Here is a 15,786-nt window from a genome sequence, read left to right as displayed (position 1 = left end):
TAATTTATCGACCCAGGATTGACGCAATGCGGTTTATTGCGTTTCCTGCAGCGCAATCTTTTGGCCTGCGTCGACTTCGTGCGAAAGCGAATTGTCGAAGGTCTCTCTCGATCGGAACGGCTCCGCCTCATCCCGCAGAAGTGACATCGGCGACGCATGACAGGTCGAGGAACGATAGTGCCGGATGACAGCGCCCCGGACCAGTGGAGTCGCGGCACTCAGATGGGCGAGTACGGGGCGACCGCGCCGGCGATCCTGATTCTCGGGTCGCGAGGCATCCCTGCGGCTTACGGTGGCTTCGAGACCTTCGCGGAGCGCTTGGCCCTCTACCTCGTCGCCCGTGGATGGCGGGTAGGCGTCTATTGCCAGAACGATGTGGACGCGGTGCAGCAGCGTTTCCGCACCGAGCACTGGAAAGGCGTGGAGCTGATCCAAATCGAGGTCGCCGGGCACGGGCCGTCCGCGACGCTCCTGTTCGACGCCTACACCGTCCTCGACGCGGCGCGGCGGGACGCGGTGTGTCTCGTGCTCGGCTACAACAGCGCCGTCCTCCTGCCGTACCTGCGGCTTTGGGGGCGCAAGGTCCTCACGAACATGGACGGGATCGAATGGCGCCGCCCGAAATGGTCGCGCGCGATCCGCGCATGGTTCTGGATCAACGAATGGATCGCCGCGTGGTCGTCGCAACGGCTGATCGCCGACCACCCGAAGATCGCCGACCATCTGGCGACACGGCGTCCCCGCCGCTCCATCGTCACGATCCCCTATGGCGGCGATCCGATCGCGCACCGTGATCCCGCGCCCCTCGCGCGGCTGGGGCTGACGAAAAATGACTATCTGGTCTCGATTGCCCGGATCGAGCCGGACAACAACATTCTGGCCATTGTCCAAGCCTTCTCGCGCAAGCGTCGCGACTGCCGGTTGGTGGTCGTCGGCGGGTTCGATGGGGGCAATGCGTACCACGCCGCGATCCAGGCGGCCGCGAGCGACGAGGTGATCTTCACCGGGGCGATCTACGACCCGGAAACCGTGACCGCCCTGCGTGGACATGCCCGCGCCTATCTCCATGGCCACACGGTCGGCGGGACCAACCCTTCCCTGGTCGAGGCGCTGTGGGCCGGAAACGCGGTGCTCGCCCACGACAATGCCTTCAATCGCGGCACGGCCGGCGATGCGCAGATGTATTTCACGGATGTCGACAGCTGCGAGCGGGGGATCGAGATGATCCTGCGCGACGACGTCCTCGTGGCGCGGGCCCGCGCCGCCGCGCTCACGCAGGCTTCGGAGCATTTCGTGTGGGACGATATCCTGCGGGCCTACGAGGCCGAAAGCCTCGCCGCGTGGGAGAAGGCCCGGCGGAACGAGAGCAAGCGATCCCGCGCCGGGAACGCGGCGCCCGAGGCTTGAATGCCGGCTGACCGCCGTTTGAGACCGTGGCGCCTCGGCCTGCTGGCCGAACGATATGCCATGCCCGTGCTGGATCTCGCCCGCCTGCGAAGGGCCGGGCAGCGTCTGGGCCTCCCCTCGATCAGCGCGACGACCCTGCGCGACTACGCGCATCTGTTCAGCGGCTCGATGGGGCGGCTCTGCCTCTCGCTCCTGTACTTCCTGTGCCTGACGCACGGGCTGAGCATCGTCGATTTTGGGTTCTTCGCCGGCGCGGTGGCGGTCGGGACCGTGCTGGCTCGCCTCGCGGCGTTCGGATACGGGTCCAACCTGTTCCAGGTCGGCGCGATCCGCCCCCGGCTGCTCGGGCATTACTACGCCAACTACCTGCTGTGGCTGTCGGCCAGCATCCTGCCCTGCGGGATCCTGGCTTGGCTGAGCTACCGGCTGTTCTTCGACCAGCCGGATCGCCTCCTGCCCTACTTCCTGATCGTCGCCTCGGAGGTCCTGCCCTGGCGGATGATCGACACCGCCTCGACGGTCAGCAGCGGCCTCGGCCGCTTCGATCACGCCTCGCTGGCGTTCAACATCGGCGCGGTCTGCAAGGCGGCGATGGCAATCCTCTTCCTGTTCCTGCCGGGCTCGACGCTCATGGAATGGGCGGTGCTCTACCTCGTCAGCAACACCCTGGCTCTGGGGCTGATCCTCGTCTTCCTGCTGCCGCGCAGGCGCCTGCGCTGGCGCCGGAGCGCGACGCTGCTACGCGCCCGCAACGCCCTGGCACTTAGTGGATCGGGGCTCGCCTACACGCTGCAGGCCGAAATCGATAAGGTGCTGGTGCTGACCTTCGGCGGCGGGGTCGCGGCGGGCATGTACGCCATCTGCATCCGCGTCATCGACCTCACGGCGGTTCCTATCCGGGCCTTCAACGTCCTGATGATTCAGCGGGTGCTGGTCAACCGCAGCAGCATGGCGGGCCGGCGGGCCAAGGTTGTCGTGGAACTGATGATCGCCGCCGTGTCCACCGTCGCCTATGGCGGCATCGTCATCGCCCTGTGGTTCGCGCCGAACCTGCTGGGCCACGAGGTCGCGAAGGCGGTCGGCCTGCTTGGTCTGCTCTGGCTGGTGCCAGCGCTGCGCAACCTGATTGAGTACCAAGTCGAGCTGCTTTACGCGAACGGCCGCATGACGACGACGTTCTACGTCGCCCTGGCGGTCACGGTGGTGAAATCTGCCCTGATGATCGCCGTGTTCTGGCACTTCGCCGGGGACGACGAGTGGATCATGCCGGTGAATGTCGTCTTCCTGGCGTCCTACCTCGTCTCGACGGTGATGACCTACCGGGCGCTGCGCGAGCCCTCCAACCCGCCCGCGATCCTTCGCGAGGCCCCGTGACCCTCCCGCCGCCCACGACACCCATGCGGATCGCCTTCCTCACGACCCTCGTTCCGAACACCCTGCGCACGGGCAGCGAGATTGCGACGCGGGCGATCCTGTCGGTGCTCGAAGACCTCGGCCACGAGGTCACGCTCTTCGCCTATGGCCGCGCCCCGTTCCACGTCGCCTCGCCGGTTGAGACGGTGCTGCTCGCGACGATCCCGGTCGAATCCGCGACCGCGCCGCGCCGCGAACAGGCGGCCTGGGCATGGCGCTCCCTCCGCTCCGGCCTGCCGATCTCGTCCGAGAAGTACAATTACCTCCCGCCGGATCGCCTCGAAGCGGAGATCGCCCGCACGAACCCCGATCTGCTGATCGTGGATCACGTGAACCTTTACCCGTTCGTCAACGGGCTGGCGCGGCGCCTGCCGCTCGGGGTCATCTTCCACGACGTGCAGGCGATTTCCTACGCGATGGTCGCGGAGAAATCGGCGCGTCCGTGGTGGCGGGCCATCTACGCCCGCGAGGCCCGGCTCAACGCCCGCCTGGAGCGCCGCGCCGGAGCGGAAGCGCGGTTCTCGCTCTTCTTGTCGGAGGCCGATGCCGAGGAGGCGCGCACGCGGTTCGGCATCGCCGCGCCGGCGGTCCTGCCGTTGTTCTTTCCCGCCCCGCCGGACCCGGCCCCCGCCCTCGCGCCGGCCTACGACATTGGCCTGATCGGCACATGGAGCTGGCCCCCCGTGCGCCAGGGGATCGCGTGGTTCCTCTATGAGGTCGTGCCGCGCCTGCCGCCCGATCTCAGCATCGCCGTCGCCGGATCGGGCTCGGAGACGTTGTCCTCCGACCGCATCCAGCGCCTCGGGCTCGTGCCGTCCGCCCGCGCCTTCCTGGCGAGCTTGCGCGTCTCCGCCGTGCCTACCACCGCCGGGACCGGCGTTCAGATCAAGACGCTCGAACTCGCCGCGACGGGCACGCCCGCCGTCTCCACGCCGCTCGGCGTGCGCGGGCTCGATGGGCTGCCCGAGACGATCACCGTCGCGGACGGGCCGCAAGCCTTTGCAGACGCGCTGGTCGAAGCCGTCCGCCGCCCGAAGCCCCGCGCCGCCGCCGCGGGTCACGCCTGGAACGAGGCCCGGCGTGATGCAGCTCGGCAGACCCTGCACGACGCCCTGACAAAGCTTGGCTGACGCGGCGGAAGGAGGACCGTGATGGTTTTTCGAGCGCGGATCGATCGTCGGACGGCGCTGCGGGGGGCGGCCCTCGGGGCAACCCTTGCGCTGGAACCGGCCGTCGCGGGGGCCGCATCGCGGCCGAAGCTCCCTTCTATGCCCCTCGGCACCCCAATCGGATGCGCCGTGCAGGCCGAACTCCTCGCCCAGGACGATGCCTATCGGCGGGCGATCATCCGCGACTGCGACATGGTCGTGACCGAGGATGCCCTGAAGTGGGACCGGCTCCGGCCGAGCCGTGGCAAGTTTGATTTCACCGAGGGCGACGCCATTGTCCGCTTCGCGCAGGCCGCCGGTCTTTCCGTTCGCGGACACGCCCTCGTCTTCCACGGCCAAGTGCCGCCCTGGCTCGATACGCTCCGCACCCGCGCCGAGGCCGAGGCCGAGATGCGCAAGCACATCACGACCGTCGTCGGCCATTATCGCGGCAAGATCGCCTCATGGGACGTGGTCAACGAGTTCACCGATGACAGCCCCGAGCGGGGGACCGGGTTGCGGGACACGATCTGGCGGCGCCTGATCGGCGACAACTACATCGAGATGGCGCTGCGGACCGCTGCGCAGGCGGACCCTGCCGCGCAACTCGTTCTCAGCGACTACTTCCTCGAATTCGCGGGCGAGCATTACGATTCGCGGCGTGAGGTGATGCTGCGCACCGCCCAGGCCATGGTGACGAAGGGCGTGCCCCTGCACGGGATCGGGATGCAGGGACACCTCTATTCGGATCGTGTCGTGGACCGGGAGGCGGTCGGCCGCTTCGTCACGGAGGTCCGGTCCTTAGGTCTCGTGGTGCTGGTGACCGAACTCGACGTCATCGATCAGACCTTCCCGGCCGATCTGCGCCAGCGGGACGAACTCGTGGCCCAGGAGGCCTTCCAACTCCTCGACGCCATCTCGGCGGCCGGAGGCGCCGACGCGGTGCTGACCTGGGGCCTGCGCGACCGGGACAGCTGGACCCGCTGGCACAAGCCGCGCCCGGACGGCCTGCCCACCCGCTCGCTGCCGCTCGACGACGACCTGACGCCCAAACCCCTCCATTACGTCATGCAGCACTTCCGCCGCCGCGTCGTGGCGAGCGAACCGCCGTCCGGGAATGCGAAGCGGGCGCCGTGAATGTGCAGTTCTGCCAAACGCCGAATTCCAAGTCATCCAGACGTCATGCCGGTGAATTGAGTATTCCCACCGCATTGATGCCACCGAAACAAACCGACTATCCCGAACCCTGGCCCTTCGAGGTGCGTGAGATGGCAAGCGGCCCGTCGCTTCTCCATGCGGTCGTCGCAGAGTGCGACCTCGGTCTGCCCGCTTCCATACGATGGACATTCGCCCCAAGGCGGCGATTGTCTTCATGGCCCTCGAGTTGCACTATCGCGGATATGCTAAACCGCTTGGCCAATATCGATCCAGTGTTAGAACCGAATCAGGACTAACGGGACGTGCGTAATACGGCATGTCCCAAGACGAGACAGGATGGCGGCGCGAGGTTGTGATGGACGTGAAGAGCAGCGACCCAGTTTTCACCGATTGGTCCGACCAGCACACGGCGCTCTGGGGGCACCAGCCCCTGCGCCTGCAGCACCGACTGCACACGATGCCGCTCTTCTCGCGCGAATCGCTGGCGCAGCTGATCGATACCTACCCGCGCGATCAGTACAGTCTGATCCATATGGGCGGGCGCGGCGGCCGGCGCTTCTGGCGCGAGGGCGACACCGGCGGCCTCCCCGGTGAGGCGGTGATCGACGCGATCTCCAAGGGCCGGATGTGGCTGAACCTGCGCAACGTCCTGAAAGTGGACAAGCGGTTCGCCGACGTCGCCGATGCCGTCTTCGAGGAGATGGCCCAGCGCCTGCCGGGCTTCTCGACCCGCCATCGCAGCGCGGGCATCCTGATCTCGTCCCCGGGGGCGCAGGTCTATTATCACGCCGACCTGCCCGGGCAGCATCTCTGGCAGTTGATCGGCCGCAAGCGGGTCTACGTCTATCCGAACTCGCCGCCCTTCCTGACCGAACGCCAGCTGGAGGACATCGCCCTCTTCGAGATCGAGGTCGATCTGCCCTACGAGCCCTGGTACGACGAGCATGCCCGCGTGCTCGATCTGGAGCCGGGCCAGATGTTGAGCTGGCCGTTGAACGCACCGCATCGCGTCGAGAACCTCGACTGCCTGAATGTCTCGATGACGGTCTCCTTCACCAACGAGGAGATCCATCGCCTGCAGAACCTGAACCTCGCCAACGGCCTGCTGCGTCACCGGCTCGGCATCGCGCCGAAGAGCCGTTCGATCTCTGGGCCGTCCTATTGGTCGAAGGCGGTGCTGCAGAAGGCTTTGCGCAACAGCCGCTGGGTCAAGCGCGAGCGACATGCCCGCCGGGTGGTCGATTTCCGCCTCGACGGCGCCAATCCCGGCCAGATCATCGATGCCCAGGCGGCGGCGTGACCGTTCTGAATCGCGAACTCGGTCATTCCCCGGCGCACGGCCTCGCCGGGCGGCCTGCGACCCCGGTCGAGTACCGGGTCGAGGTCGCACGGCAGGCCGGTGAGTCGGCGTTCCGTGGCGGCTTCGCACCGACGATCTTCCAGACGGCGACGTGGCTCGACAGCTGGTACGAAACCCTGGCCGGCCGCGAGGACGTCACGACGCTCGTCGTAACGATCCGCGACGGGCGGACCGGCGACCTCGCCCTGGAGCTTCCCCTGGTGATGCGGCGCATCGGCAAGCTGCGGGTGATCGAGTTCGCCGACCTCAATCTCACCGACTACAACGCCCCGCTCCTGGGCCCGGCCGCGCCGCGCAGTCGGGCCGAGGCGATCCGCCTGTGGCGCGCCGTGCGCCGCGCTCTGCCGCGCGCCGACCTGATCCGCCTCGCCAAGATGGAGGCCGACCAGGGCCACCGGCCGAACCCGCTCACGCTGCTGCCGGGCGCGGTCGCCTGCGCCCTGAACGGCAACGTCATTCGCATCGACCGCGATTACGACGGATGGCGAAGGACGGGCCTCGAGAAGACCGTGCGCAAGGAGCTGGAGCGCAGCTGGCGGGTCTTCTCGAAGAATCCCGGCGCGGCCTTCGTGCGGGTGACGGAGCCGGAGCAGGCGCAGAACCTGCTGGCGGCGATCGATCAGCGCCAGGAAACGCGGATGGCGTCTTTGGGGGCGGAATACTTCCTCAACGAGCCCGACGTCGCCGCGTTCTACCGCCGTCTTGTGGACCGGGCACTTGCCGATGGCAGCGCCGTGCTGACGGCGTTGATGGCGGACGGCGATGCCGAGCCAGAGATGGTGGCGGGTCTCCTCGGACTGCGCCAGGGCGACCGCTACATCATGATCCGCATCGGCCAGACGGGTGGTAAGTGGGCCAACTGTTCGCCGGGCCGTCTGATCATCGAGCGGACCATGGCGGCCCTGCACGCGGAGGGCGTCCGCACCTTCGATTTCAGCATCGGCAATTACGACTACAAGCGCCGCTTCGGCTGCGAGACGCTGCCGCTCGTGGACGTCGTTCGGCCGTTGAGCTGGCGCGGTCTCGCACCTGCCGCCCGCGCCCTCCTCGTCGGCCACCTGCGGACCCGCCCGGAGCTCGACCGCCGGATGCGCGCATGGCTCGGCCGCTTCAGCGCATTCAAGCTCTGAACCGGTTCGGCCGTGATCGACTGAGTTTTGTAGGGGGTCTTCTGCGGATCAGCGCTTTAGGCCGCTGATGGTGCCCAGGAAAGGACTCGAACCTTCACCTCTTGCGAGACTGGTACCTGAAACCAGCGCGTCTACCAATTCCGCCACCTGGGCTCGCCGTCGGCCTTGGCCGGCGACGGGGTTCGTTTAGGCGGCGCAGGGGCCTGCGTCAATCGCGATTCCGCCGCGCCGCCAATTTCTTCCGCTCAGGCGTTCGGCCACTCGCGGATATCCACGAAACGGCCCGCCACCGCCGCCGCCGCCGCCATCGCGGGGGAGACGAGGTGCGTGCGGCCGCGAGGACCCTGGCGGCCCTCGAAGTTGCGGTTCGAGGTCGAGGCGCAGCGCTCGCCCGGCCGCAGCTTGTCGGGGTTCATGCCCAGGCACATCGAGCAGCCCGGTTCACGCCAGTCGAAGCCCGCCGCCTTGAGGATCTTGTCGAGACCCTCGGCCTCGGCCTGCGCCTTCACGAGGCCCGAGCCCGGCACGATCATCGCCGAGACGTTCTGGTGGACCTTGCGCTCGCCCACCACCCGCGCGACCTCGCGCAGATCCTCGATCCGCCCGTTGGTGCAGGAGCCGATGAACACGCGGTCGAGGGCGATGTCGGTGATCTTCGTGCCCGGCGTCAGGCCCATATAGGCCAGCGCCTTCTCCTTCGATTGCCGCTTGTTCTCGTCGGCGATCGCGGCCGGATCGGGGATCAGGCCCTGGATCGAGATCACGTCCTCGGGGCTCGTGCCCCAGCTCACCAGCGGCGGCAGGTTGGCCGCGTCGAGGCGAACCTCGCGGTCGAAATGGGCGCCCTCGTCGGTCACGAGGCTTTCCCAATAGGCCCGCGCCCGGTCGTAGGCCTCGCCCTTCGGCGCCTTCGGCCGGTCCTTCACGTAGGCGAAGGTGATTTCGTCGGGAGCGACCATGCCGGCGCGGGCGCCGCCCTCGATCGACATGTTGCAAATGGTCATCCGGCCCTCCATCGAGAGGGCGCGGATCGCCTCGCCGGCATATTCCATCACGTGGCCGGTGCCGCCGGCCGTGCCGATCTCGCCGATGATCGCCAGGATGATGTCCTTGGCCGTCACCCCCGCCGGCAACTTGCCGTCGACGGTGATCCGCATGTTCTTGGCCTTCTTCTGCACCAGCGTCTGCGTGGCGAGCACATGCTCGACCTCAGAGGTGCCGATGCCGTGGGCCAGCGCGCCGAAGGCGCCGTGCGTCGAGGTGTGGGAATCGCCGCAGACGATGGTCTGGCCCGGCAGGGTGAAGCCCTGCTCCGGCCCGATGATGTGGACGATGCCCTGGCGGCGGTCGAGGGCATCGTAGAACTCGATGCCGAAGTCGCGCACGTTCTCGGCCAGCGCCTCCAATTGGATGCGGCTGTCCGGATCGTCGATGCCCTTCGTGCGGTCCGAGGTCTGCACGTTGTGATCCACGACCGCGAGCGTCTTGCCCGGCGCGCGGACCTTGCGGCCGGCGACGCGAAGCCCCTCGAACGCCTGGGGGCTCGTCACTTCGTGTACGAGGTGACGGTCGATGTAGAGGAGGCTGGTGCCGTCCGGCTGGACATCGACGACATGGTCGTCCCAGATCTTGTCGTAGAGGGTGCGAGGGCTGGTCATGGTCTTGCTGTCTTCGGGAATGGCCTCGGCGGCGCTGTCGCTCCTGTCCGAAGCTCCTTAGTAAGGATCGGCGGGCGTTTTCGGAAGAGGCGGCGCATGCCGGTTCTAGCGGAAGCCCGACACAACAGCGTATGCCCTCGCTCGTACCGCTCTCCTCTCCGCCTTTTCCCGACACGAGGCCCGCCACGATGCCCGGAGCCGAGCCCGCCGAAATCCTGCTCCTGCGCAGGATGCACCCGCTGGTCGCGAGCACCCTCGACAGCCGCTTCACGGTCCATCGCCTCGACGGCGCGGCCGATCCCGAGGCGCTGCTGCGCGAGGTCGGCCCGCGCATCCGGGGCCTGTGCGTCGGCGGCGGCGTGGACGGCGCGCTGATGGACCGCCTCCCCGCCCTCGAACTCATCGCGAATTTCGGCGTGGGCTACGATGCGGTCGATGCGAAGGCTGCCGCGCAGCGGAACATCGTCGTCACCAACACCCCCGACGTGTTGACGGATGAGGTCGCGGACCTCGCCATCGGCCTCGTCCTGGCGACGATCCGCCGTCTGCCCCAGGCCGACCGTTATCTGCGCGAAGGCCACTGGCCGAAGGCGCCCTTCCCGCTCACCGCCTCCCTGCGCGGGCGACGGGTCGGCATCCTCGGGCTGGGCCGGATCGGGCGTGCCATTGCCAAGCGGCTCGAAGGTTTCGAGGTGGAGATCGCCTATTACGGCCGCAGCCGGCAGGAGGGCGTGGCCTATGCCTATCACGACAGCCCCGTCGGCCTCGCCAAGGCGGTGCATGTGCTGATCGTCGTGGCGCCCGGCGGCGCCGAGACGAAGAACCTCGTGGATGCCGAGGTGCTTCAGGCCCTCGGGCCGGAAGGCATCCTCGTCAACGTCGCGCGCGGCAGCGTGGTCGATGAGGCGGCGCTGATCGCGGCCTTAAAGGCCGGCACGATCCACGGGGCCGGGCTCGACGTGTTCGAGCAGGAGCCGCATGTCCCCTCCGAGCTGATGGCACTGGAGAACACCGTGCTGCTGCCGCATGTCGGCTCGGCCTCGGAGCACACCCGGACTGCCATGGCACAGCTCGTCGTCGACAACGTGCTGTCGTGGTTCGAAGGGCGCGGGCCGATCACCCCCGTCGCCGAGACGCCCTGGAGCCCGAAGGCGTGACGCCCACCGCCCCCCTCGTCCTCGCGGCGGCCCTGGCGCTCACGCCGGTCGCGGCGTTCGCGCAGCAGGATGCGCTGTCCCCCGCGCTGGGCTTCTCCCTCGGCGCACAGCTGCCGGAGGACACCCTCACGACGCCGCCGGCCCCGCCGACGCCCGCTGCGGTCCCGTCGATTCCGGCCTTTCCCGAGGACACGCTGCCGACCAAGGTCGCGGAGGTGCCCGGCACCTGGGACCTGTCCCGCGACGGCACGAACCGCCGCTGCGTGATGACGCTGCTGCCGGACAGGGGTCCGGCCGGGCAGAAGGTGAATTTCCCCGCCGGATGCCGCCGCTCGCTGCCCTTCATGGCCAATGTCGCGGGTTGGCTCTACGCGGAGGATGCGGTGCGGCTGGTGGACGCCAATGTCCGCCCGGTGCTGCTGTTCAAGCGCCGGCAGGACCGCCGGAGCTATGCCGCCACGGAGAACGGCGAGACCTACAGCCTCGTACCCCTGGATACCGCGGGGATGCGCCCGCCCGGCGCCGAGGCGACGCCGACCCAGAATGTGGCGACGCCCGCCGCGATGCCAGCCGCCGTGCCGTCCCCGGGGGAGCCCGCCACAGCGGCGGCGGCGCCCGCCCCCGTTCCGGCTTTATTGCAGCAGGCCGGGACCTATCGCCTCGACCGACTGCGCCAGCAGGGCACCTGCCGCCTCGGCCTGTCGGCAAATGGCACGGTGAAGCTTCTGCCGGGGTGCCACGACGACGGGATGGAGGTGTTCGATCCCGTGACGTGGCGTTTCGCCAACGGCCGGATGACGATGGTGGCCAAGCGCGGCCACACGATCGATCTCGTCCCGAACGGGGATGGCGGCTGGCGGCGCGATCCCGAAACGGGCGTCACCCTGGTCCTGCGGAAGGTGACGCCGTAGCGCTCAGCGGCTGCCGCGCCCATCCTGCACCGGCAGCATCCGCTCCAGCACGCCGTCGCGGCGGATCACGAGGTGCCATGCCGTGCCGGCGATGTGCAGGGCGACGAGGAGATACACGGCGAACTGGCCGAAGACGTGCACCGTCTCGAAGGCGTTGTGCAGGGACTCGTTCTTCTCCAGGCCGGGAATGGTGAAGAGCCAGAAATACGGGGTCGCGCGGCCGGAGAAGGCGCTCAGCAGGTAGCCGCTCACCGGCATGATCAGGAAGATGGCGTAGAGCAGCCAGTGGTTGACCCGGGCGATGAGTTCGAGAGCCTTCGGGGTCTTCGGATCGGCCGGCGCCGGGCTGATCATCCGCCACACGATGCGGATCACCACCACCGCGAGGATAGTCAAACCGGTCGACTTGTGGAGCACGAACATCGTGCCCTTCGTCTCGCCGTTCGGCAGCGCCAGGGCGACCCAGGCGAGCGGCAGGATGGCAAGGAACAGGACGACCGTCAGCCAGTGCAACGCCTGGGAGAGCGGGTTGTAGCGGGGAATGCCGGAGGCGGTGGTGTAGGTCGCCGGAAGGACGGGGCCACCGACCTGCCGCGAGGGAATCGAGGAACCAGACATGCACCCTCCGGACGATCGCGCGCCGCGACGCGGCGGCGGTCCAAGGGTGGCACCGAGCGTGGCAGCGTGTCGAGCGGTTCTAACCTGCGGAGGTTTCGAACGTGTGTCGCGTCGTTGTCGCAACCTCGGCCGCACGGGCGACGTCGATGAGCGCGGAGAGTTCGCTCGCCGCCGCCGTGATCCGCTTGGCGATGGCCGGGTCGGTCACGGTCTCATGGGTGATACAGTCCGGCCCGGCATAGACCGAGGTCGGCGCCACATGGGCGGCGAAGAAGCCAAAGAGCGGCCGCATCGCATGCTCGACGACCAGCGAGTGGCGCAGCCCGCCGCCGGTGGCGGTCAGCACCACCGGGCGTCCGGCGAGCTTCGCCGGGTCGATGAAGTCGAAGACATGCTTGAACAGGCCCGCATAACCGCCCTGGTAGACCGGCGTGCCGAGGATGAGGGCGTCCGCCGACTCGATGGCGTCGATCATCCGCGCGGCGGGCAGGGTCAGGTCCGAACGCTGCGTTGCGCCGAGGCCGGGGCCGGCATCGAGGAGATCGTAGACCCGGAGGTCGATCCGGCGCAGGCGGAACAGCTCGGCCGCCACCGCCTCGACGAGGAAGCGTGTCCGGGCCGGGCGCTTGGCGCTGGCGGCGAAGGCGACGACGCGGGGAATGCGCGGCGTGAGTGTCACGATGGTACACCTTTGAATCAGGTGGGGCCGGTGGCGCAAAGAACGGGCCGCCCACCAGACAAGTCGAGTAGCGCCTTCGGGTTGCGAAACGCCTCCGCTCAGTCGTTCAGCCGCCAGACATGGCTGCGCTTCACCTCGGCATCCTCCAGGCTGCGCATCACCGGCACCGTATAGGTCGCCAGACAGGTGAGCCTGTCCTTCGGCAGATAGGTGCGGCCGGGATCGCCGATCAGCACCGTGCGTCCCTCGCGCTGCAGGCCGATGAGCCAGTCCGTCACCGTCGCGGCGAGGTCCCGCTCGTAGAACACATCCGCCGCGAGGACGATGTCGGCGTCGAAGGCGGCGCCGATCAGATTGGCCTGCGTCGGCGCGATCCGTTCGGAGACACCGTTCTGTGCCGCATTGAGGCGGATCGCCGCCACGGCGAAGGCGTCGAGGTCGCTCGCGGTCACATGCCCGGCGCCGGCGAGGCAGGCCGCGATGGCGCAGAGGCCCGAGCCGGAGGCGAAGTCCACCACGCGCTTGCCGGCCACGAGGGCGGAGTTGTCGAGGAGGTAGCGGGCCAGAGCCTGCCCGCCCGCCCAGGCGAAGGCCCAGAAGGGCGGCGGCAGGCCGATCTCCTGAAGCTCGTCCTCCGTGCGCTGCCACAGCGCGGTCGCCTCGTCGGCGACATGCAGGCGGATTTCCGGCGCGTGCGGCACCGGCAGCAGCCGCGTGTTGGTGCGGATGAAGCCTTCGGGATCGTCGGGCGGGCGCATAGTCACGTATCCAGAAGGTCGCGCCAGAGACGGCAGGTGGCGTCTGTCACGGCCGTCTCGGTGAAGCCGCCGGTCTCGATCCGCGCGCGGGCGGCCTCCCCCATTCGGGCGACGAGGGCCGGGTCGGCAGCGAGGCGCGACAAAGCCGCCGCGAGCGCCCCCGCATCGCCCGGCGGGACGATCAGCCCCTCGACGCCGTCACGGACCAGGGTGCGGCAGCCCGGCACGTCGGTGGTCAGGCAGGCGCGTCCCGCGGCGGCGGCTTCCAGCAGGCTGCGCGGCAGGCCTTCACCCCCGCGCGAGGGCAGGCAGGCGACGTGATGCGCGGCCCAGACCGAGGCCACGTCACGCGTCGCCCCGTGCCACGTGATCCCCTCCCCGTTCCAGGAGGAGAGCGTCGCCTCGGGGATCGCCCGGCGGTTGCCTGGATCGGGGGCGCCGTAGAGCGAGAGTTCGACCGGCGCGCCGCCCTGCCGCGCGAGGCGGACGGCCTCGACGGCGATGTCCACGCCCTTCGACCAGAGCATCCGCGCCACCAGGGCGACCCGCAGGGGCGGGAGCGGCGGCAGGGGCGTCGGCGTGGAAAGGGCGGGGTCGATGCCCGCGCCGCCCACCACCGTCACCGTGCGGTCGGACGGGTCGAGGCCGAGCGCCAGCGCATCGTCCGGGTTCTCGAACAGGAAGCGCGTCCGTCGAGTGGCGAGCGGCCCGCGGATCAGCGCCCGCAGGGCGAGACGCCCGGTGCGGCCGATGCGGTCCTCGCGGGCGCCGATCAGCCCGAGCCCGGTGACGGCGAAGACGCGCCCGGAGACGCCGGCCATCGCCGCCGCCGTGCCCCCGACGAGGATCGAGCGCAGGGCGATGCAATGGACGATATCCGGCTTCAGCGCCTTGAGGATCGCGGCGAGTTGCCCCGCCGCATAGCCCGCCGCCATCGGATTGAGGCTCGACCGCTCGGCCTCGAAGGGCACGACGCGAGCGCCCGTCGCGGCGATGATCTCGGCGTGGTCGCGCACCCGCGCCACGACCGACACTTGAAGGCCCATCGCCACCGCCGCCCGCGCCATCGGCAGGAAGTGCGAGGCGAAGAACCAATCCTCGGTGGCGATGAAGACGAGGCGGCGTGGCGAGTCGGTGTTCTCCATCGCCCGGTCCTGCACCGCCTGGGCCCGAAACGGAAGTCGCACCCCGGAACGTGGGTTCGGCATCGAGGTTGTCGGAAGCCGGCGCGCGCAGACCGGTATGGGAGGGTTTTCACCATGGCCGCGGTGGAATTGGCCGAGCGCGGCGGCGACCTGAAACACGCCGCCGAGGAAGCCGGGCTCGTCTACATGGACGACAGCCGCCCCGGCCTCACCCGCCGCCGCAGCGGCAAGGGTTTCAGCTACCGCGACCCCAAGGGATCGCCCGTGCGCGACGGGGCGACGCTGGAGCGCATCAAGAAGCTCGCCATCCCGCCGGCCTATGTCGACGTGTGGATCTGCCCGCGCCGGAACGGCCATATCCAGGCGACGGGCCGCGATGCCAAGGGCCGCAAGCAGTACCGCTACCACCCGGATTTCCGGCAGGCGCGCGAGGCCGACAAATTCTCGCGCATCATGAGCTTCGCCGACGCCCTGCCGAAAGTCCGCGAGCGGATCGACGCCGACATGAGGCGCCGGGGCCTGCCGCGCGAGAAGGTGCTCGCCACCGTCGTCCACCTGTTGGAGACGACGCTCATCCGCGTCGGCAACGACGACTACGCGCGCACCAACCGCAGCTATGGCCTGACGACGCTGCGCGACCCGCACGTGAAGGTCGTGGGCGCGGAACTCAGCTTCCGCTTCAAGGGCAAGAGCGGCAAGGAATGGAACGTCTCGCTCAAGGACAAGCGCGTCGCGCGCATCGTGAAGGCCTGCCAAGACCTGCCCGGCCAGGAGTTGTTCCAGTACATCGATGAGGACGGCGTCCAGCGCGACGTCACCTCGTCCGATGTGAATGCCTACCTCCGGGAGATCACCGGGGAGGATTACACCGCCAAGGACTTCCGCACCTGGGCCGGCACGGTGCTGGCCGCCCTCGCGCTGCGCGCCTTCGAAGCGTTCGACAGCGAGACCGGCGCCAAGCGCAACGTGCGCCAGGCCATCGAGGATGTCGCCCAGCGCCTCGGCAACACCCCGACCATTTGCCGGAAGTGCTACATTCATCCCGAGGTGCTGGATTGCTACCTCGAAGGGGCGCTGCTCGATCAGATGAGCGGCGCGGTCCAGTCCGAACTCACCGAGGATCCCGGCAAGCTCCGCGCGGAAGAAGCGGCCGTGCTCGGCCTGCTGCAGTCGCGTCTTGCCCGTGTCCGCAAGGAACTCAAGACCAAGCAGAGACGGCGTTCGGCGGCCAAGGCCGCCTGAAC

Annotated in this window: 14 protein-coding genes and 1 tRNA gene; 9 read left to right on the top strand and 6 right to left on the bottom strand. The window is 68.8% G+C overall.

Going from position 1 to position 15,786, the window contains the following annotated elements; translation table 11 throughout:
- Positions 1 to 222: 222 nt before the first annotated feature.
- From MKK52_RS16295 to MKK52_RS16270, 6 genes are all read left to right on the top strand, one after another.
- Positions 223 to 1,407, top strand: a complete 1,185-nt coding sequence (locus tag MKK52_RS16295) for a DUF1972 domain-containing protein (RefSeq protein WP_243955872.1) — start codon at positions 223 to 225, stop codon at positions 1,405 to 1,407.
- Positions 1,408 to 2,781 carry a lipopolysaccharide biosynthesis protein gene (locus MKK52_RS16290; protein WP_243955565.1) on the top strand — a complete coding sequence of 458 codons (1,374 nt, stop codon included), beginning with the start codon at positions 1,408 to 1,410 and terminating at the stop codon, positions 2,779 to 2,781.
- Positions 2,778 to 3,950 carry a glycosyltransferase gene (locus tag MKK52_RS16285; protein ID WP_243955563.1) on the top strand — a complete coding sequence of 391 codons (1,173 nt, stop codon included), beginning with the start codon at positions 2,778 to 2,780 and terminating at the stop codon, positions 3,948 to 3,950. The genes MKK52_RS16290 and MKK52_RS16285 overlap by 4 nt, the downstream gene beginning before the upstream one ends.
- Before the next feature lie 21 nt (positions 3,951 to 3,971).
- Entirely contained in the window at positions 3,972 to 5,105 is a 1,134-nt protein-coding gene (locus MKK52_RS16280) for an endo-1,4-beta-xylanase (protein WP_313898759.1), read from the top strand.
- A 376-nt stretch (positions 5,106 to 5,481) separates the two neighbouring features.
- The gene (locus MKK52_RS16275; RefSeq protein ID WP_243955560.1) at positions 5,482 to 6,426 is read left to right on the top strand and encodes a hypothetical protein; all 945 of its coding nucleotides are present in this window, start codon (positions 5,482 to 5,484) and stop codon (positions 6,424 to 6,426) included.
- Positions 6,423 to 7,616, top strand: a complete 1,194-nt coding sequence (locus tag MKK52_RS16270; RefSeq protein WP_243955558.1) for a GNAT family N-acetyltransferase — start codon at positions 6,423 to 6,425, stop codon at positions 7,614 to 7,616. The genes MKK52_RS16275 and MKK52_RS16270 overlap by 4 nt, the downstream gene beginning before the upstream one ends.
- A gap of 68 nt (positions 7,617 to 7,684) precedes the next feature.
- Here the strand turns inward: MKK52_RS16270 and MKK52_RS16265 are convergent.
- A tRNA-Leu gene (locus MKK52_RS16265) sits at positions 7,685 to 7,769 on the bottom strand.
- A 92-nt stretch (positions 7,770 to 7,861) separates the two neighbouring features.
- A complete protein-coding gene (leuC, locus tag MKK52_RS16260; protein ID WP_243955556.1) occupies positions 7,862 to 9,274 on the bottom strand; it encodes a 3-isopropylmalate dehydratase large subunit in 1,413 nt (470 codons plus the stop codon).
- A 188-nt stretch (positions 9,275 to 9,462) separates the two neighbouring features.
- Between leuC and MKK52_RS16255 the strand changes: the two genes are divergently transcribed.
- Both MKK52_RS16255 and MKK52_RS16250 read left to right on the top strand, forming a co-directional pair.
- The gene (locus tag MKK52_RS16255) at positions 9,463 to 10,431 is read left to right on the top strand and encodes a 2-hydroxyacid dehydrogenase (RefSeq protein WP_243955554.1); all 969 of its coding nucleotides are present in this window, start codon (positions 9,463 to 9,465) and stop codon (positions 10,429 to 10,431) included.
- Positions 10,428 to 11,342, top strand: a complete 915-nt coding sequence (locus MKK52_RS16250) for an AprI/Inh family metalloprotease inhibitor (protein ID WP_243955552.1) — start codon at positions 10,428 to 10,430, stop codon at positions 11,340 to 11,342. The genes MKK52_RS16255 and MKK52_RS16250 overlap by 4 nt, the downstream gene beginning before the upstream one ends.
- A 3-nt stretch (positions 11,343 to 11,345) precedes the next feature.
- Here MKK52_RS16250 and MKK52_RS16245 read toward each other — a convergent pair whose 3' ends face one another.
- The 4 genes from MKK52_RS16245 to MKK52_RS16230 form a co-directional block, all read right to left on the bottom strand.
- Positions 11,346 to 11,960: a cytochrome b gene (locus MKK52_RS16245; RefSeq protein ID WP_243955550.1), complete on the bottom strand. Its 615-nt coding sequence runs from the start codon at positions 11,958 to 11,960 to the stop codon at positions 11,346 to 11,348.
- 79 nt (positions 11,961 to 12,039) lie between these two features.
- Positions 12,040 to 12,639 carry an NAD(P)H-dependent oxidoreductase gene (locus MKK52_RS16240; RefSeq protein WP_243955548.1) on the bottom strand — a complete coding sequence of 200 codons (600 nt, stop codon included), beginning with the start codon at positions 12,637 to 12,639 and terminating at the stop codon, positions 12,040 to 12,042.
- A 98-nt stretch (positions 12,640 to 12,737) separates the two neighbouring features.
- Positions 12,738 to 13,397, bottom strand: a complete 660-nt coding sequence (locus MKK52_RS16235; protein WP_243955546.1) for a class I SAM-dependent methyltransferase — start codon at positions 13,395 to 13,397, stop codon at positions 12,738 to 12,740.
- A 2-nt stretch (positions 13,398 to 13,399) separates the two neighbouring features.
- Positions 13,400 to 14,542 (bottom strand): glycosyltransferase family 4 protein, encoded by a 1,143-nt coding sequence (locus MKK52_RS16230; RefSeq protein WP_243955544.1) that lies wholly within the window; start codon positions 14,540 to 14,542, stop codon positions 13,400 to 13,402.
- 114 nt (positions 14,543 to 14,656) lie between these two features.
- On the opposite strand from MKK52_RS16230, the gene MKK52_RS16225 reads away from it, so the two are divergent.
- Positions 14,657 to 15,784: a DNA topoisomerase IB gene (locus MKK52_RS16225; protein WP_243955542.1), complete on the top strand. Its 1,128-nt coding sequence runs from the start codon at positions 14,657 to 14,659 to the stop codon at positions 15,782 to 15,784.
- Positions 15,785 to 15,786: the final 2 nt, after the last annotated feature.

This window comes from Methylobacterium sp. J-067 (genome assembly GCF_022829465.1).
Lineage (GTDB): Bacteria > Pseudomonadota > Alphaproteobacteria > Rhizobiales > Beijerinckiaceae > Methylobacterium > Methylobacterium litchii.
Note: the sequence above shows the minus strand (reverse complement) of the source record. Positions and strands in the feature narration are given on the sequence as shown.

What these genes read in the sequence shown, in the direction of transcription:
- MKK52_RS16225 (WP_243955542.1), top strand. Translation starts at nt 14,657, where the DNA reads ATGGCCGCGGTGGAATTGGCCGAGCGCGGCGGCGACCTGAAACACGCC.
- MKK52_RS16255 (WP_243955554.1), top strand. Translation starts at nt 9,463, where the DNA reads ATGCCCGGAGCCGAGCCCGCCGAAATCCTGCTCCTGCGCAGGATGCAC.
- MKK52_RS16245 (WP_243955550.1), bottom strand. Translation starts at nt 11,960, where the DNA reads ATGTCTGGTTCCTCGATTCCCTCGCGGCAGGTCGGTGGCCCCGTCCTT.
- MKK52_RS16295 (WP_243955872.1), top strand. Translation starts at nt 223, where the DNA reads ATGGGCGAGTACGGGGCGACCGCGCCGGCGATCCTGATTCTCGGGTCG.
- MKK52_RS16275 (WP_243955560.1), top strand. Translation starts at nt 5,482, where the DNA reads ATGGACGTGAAGAGCAGCGACCCAGTTTTCACCGATTGGTCCGACCAG.
- MKK52_RS16235 (WP_243955546.1), bottom strand. Translation starts at nt 13,397, where the DNA reads ATGCGCCCGCCCGACGATCCCGAAGGCTTCATCCGCACCAACACGCGG.
- MKK52_RS16280 (WP_313898759.1), top strand. Translation starts at nt 3,972, where the DNA reads ATGGTTTTTCGAGCGCGGATCGATCGTCGGACGGCGCTGCGGGGGGCG.
- MKK52_RS16230 (WP_243955544.1), bottom strand. Translation starts at nt 14,542, where the DNA reads ATGGAGAACACCGACTCGCCACGCCGCCTCGTCTTCATCGCCACCGAG.
- MKK52_RS16290 (WP_243955565.1), top strand. Translation starts at nt 1,408, where the DNA reads ATGCCGGCTGACCGCCGTTTGAGACCGTGGCGCCTCGGCCTGCTGGCC.
- leuC (WP_243955556.1), bottom strand. Translation starts at nt 9,274, where the DNA reads ATGACCAGCCCTCGCACCCTCTACGACAAGATCTGGGACGACCATGTC.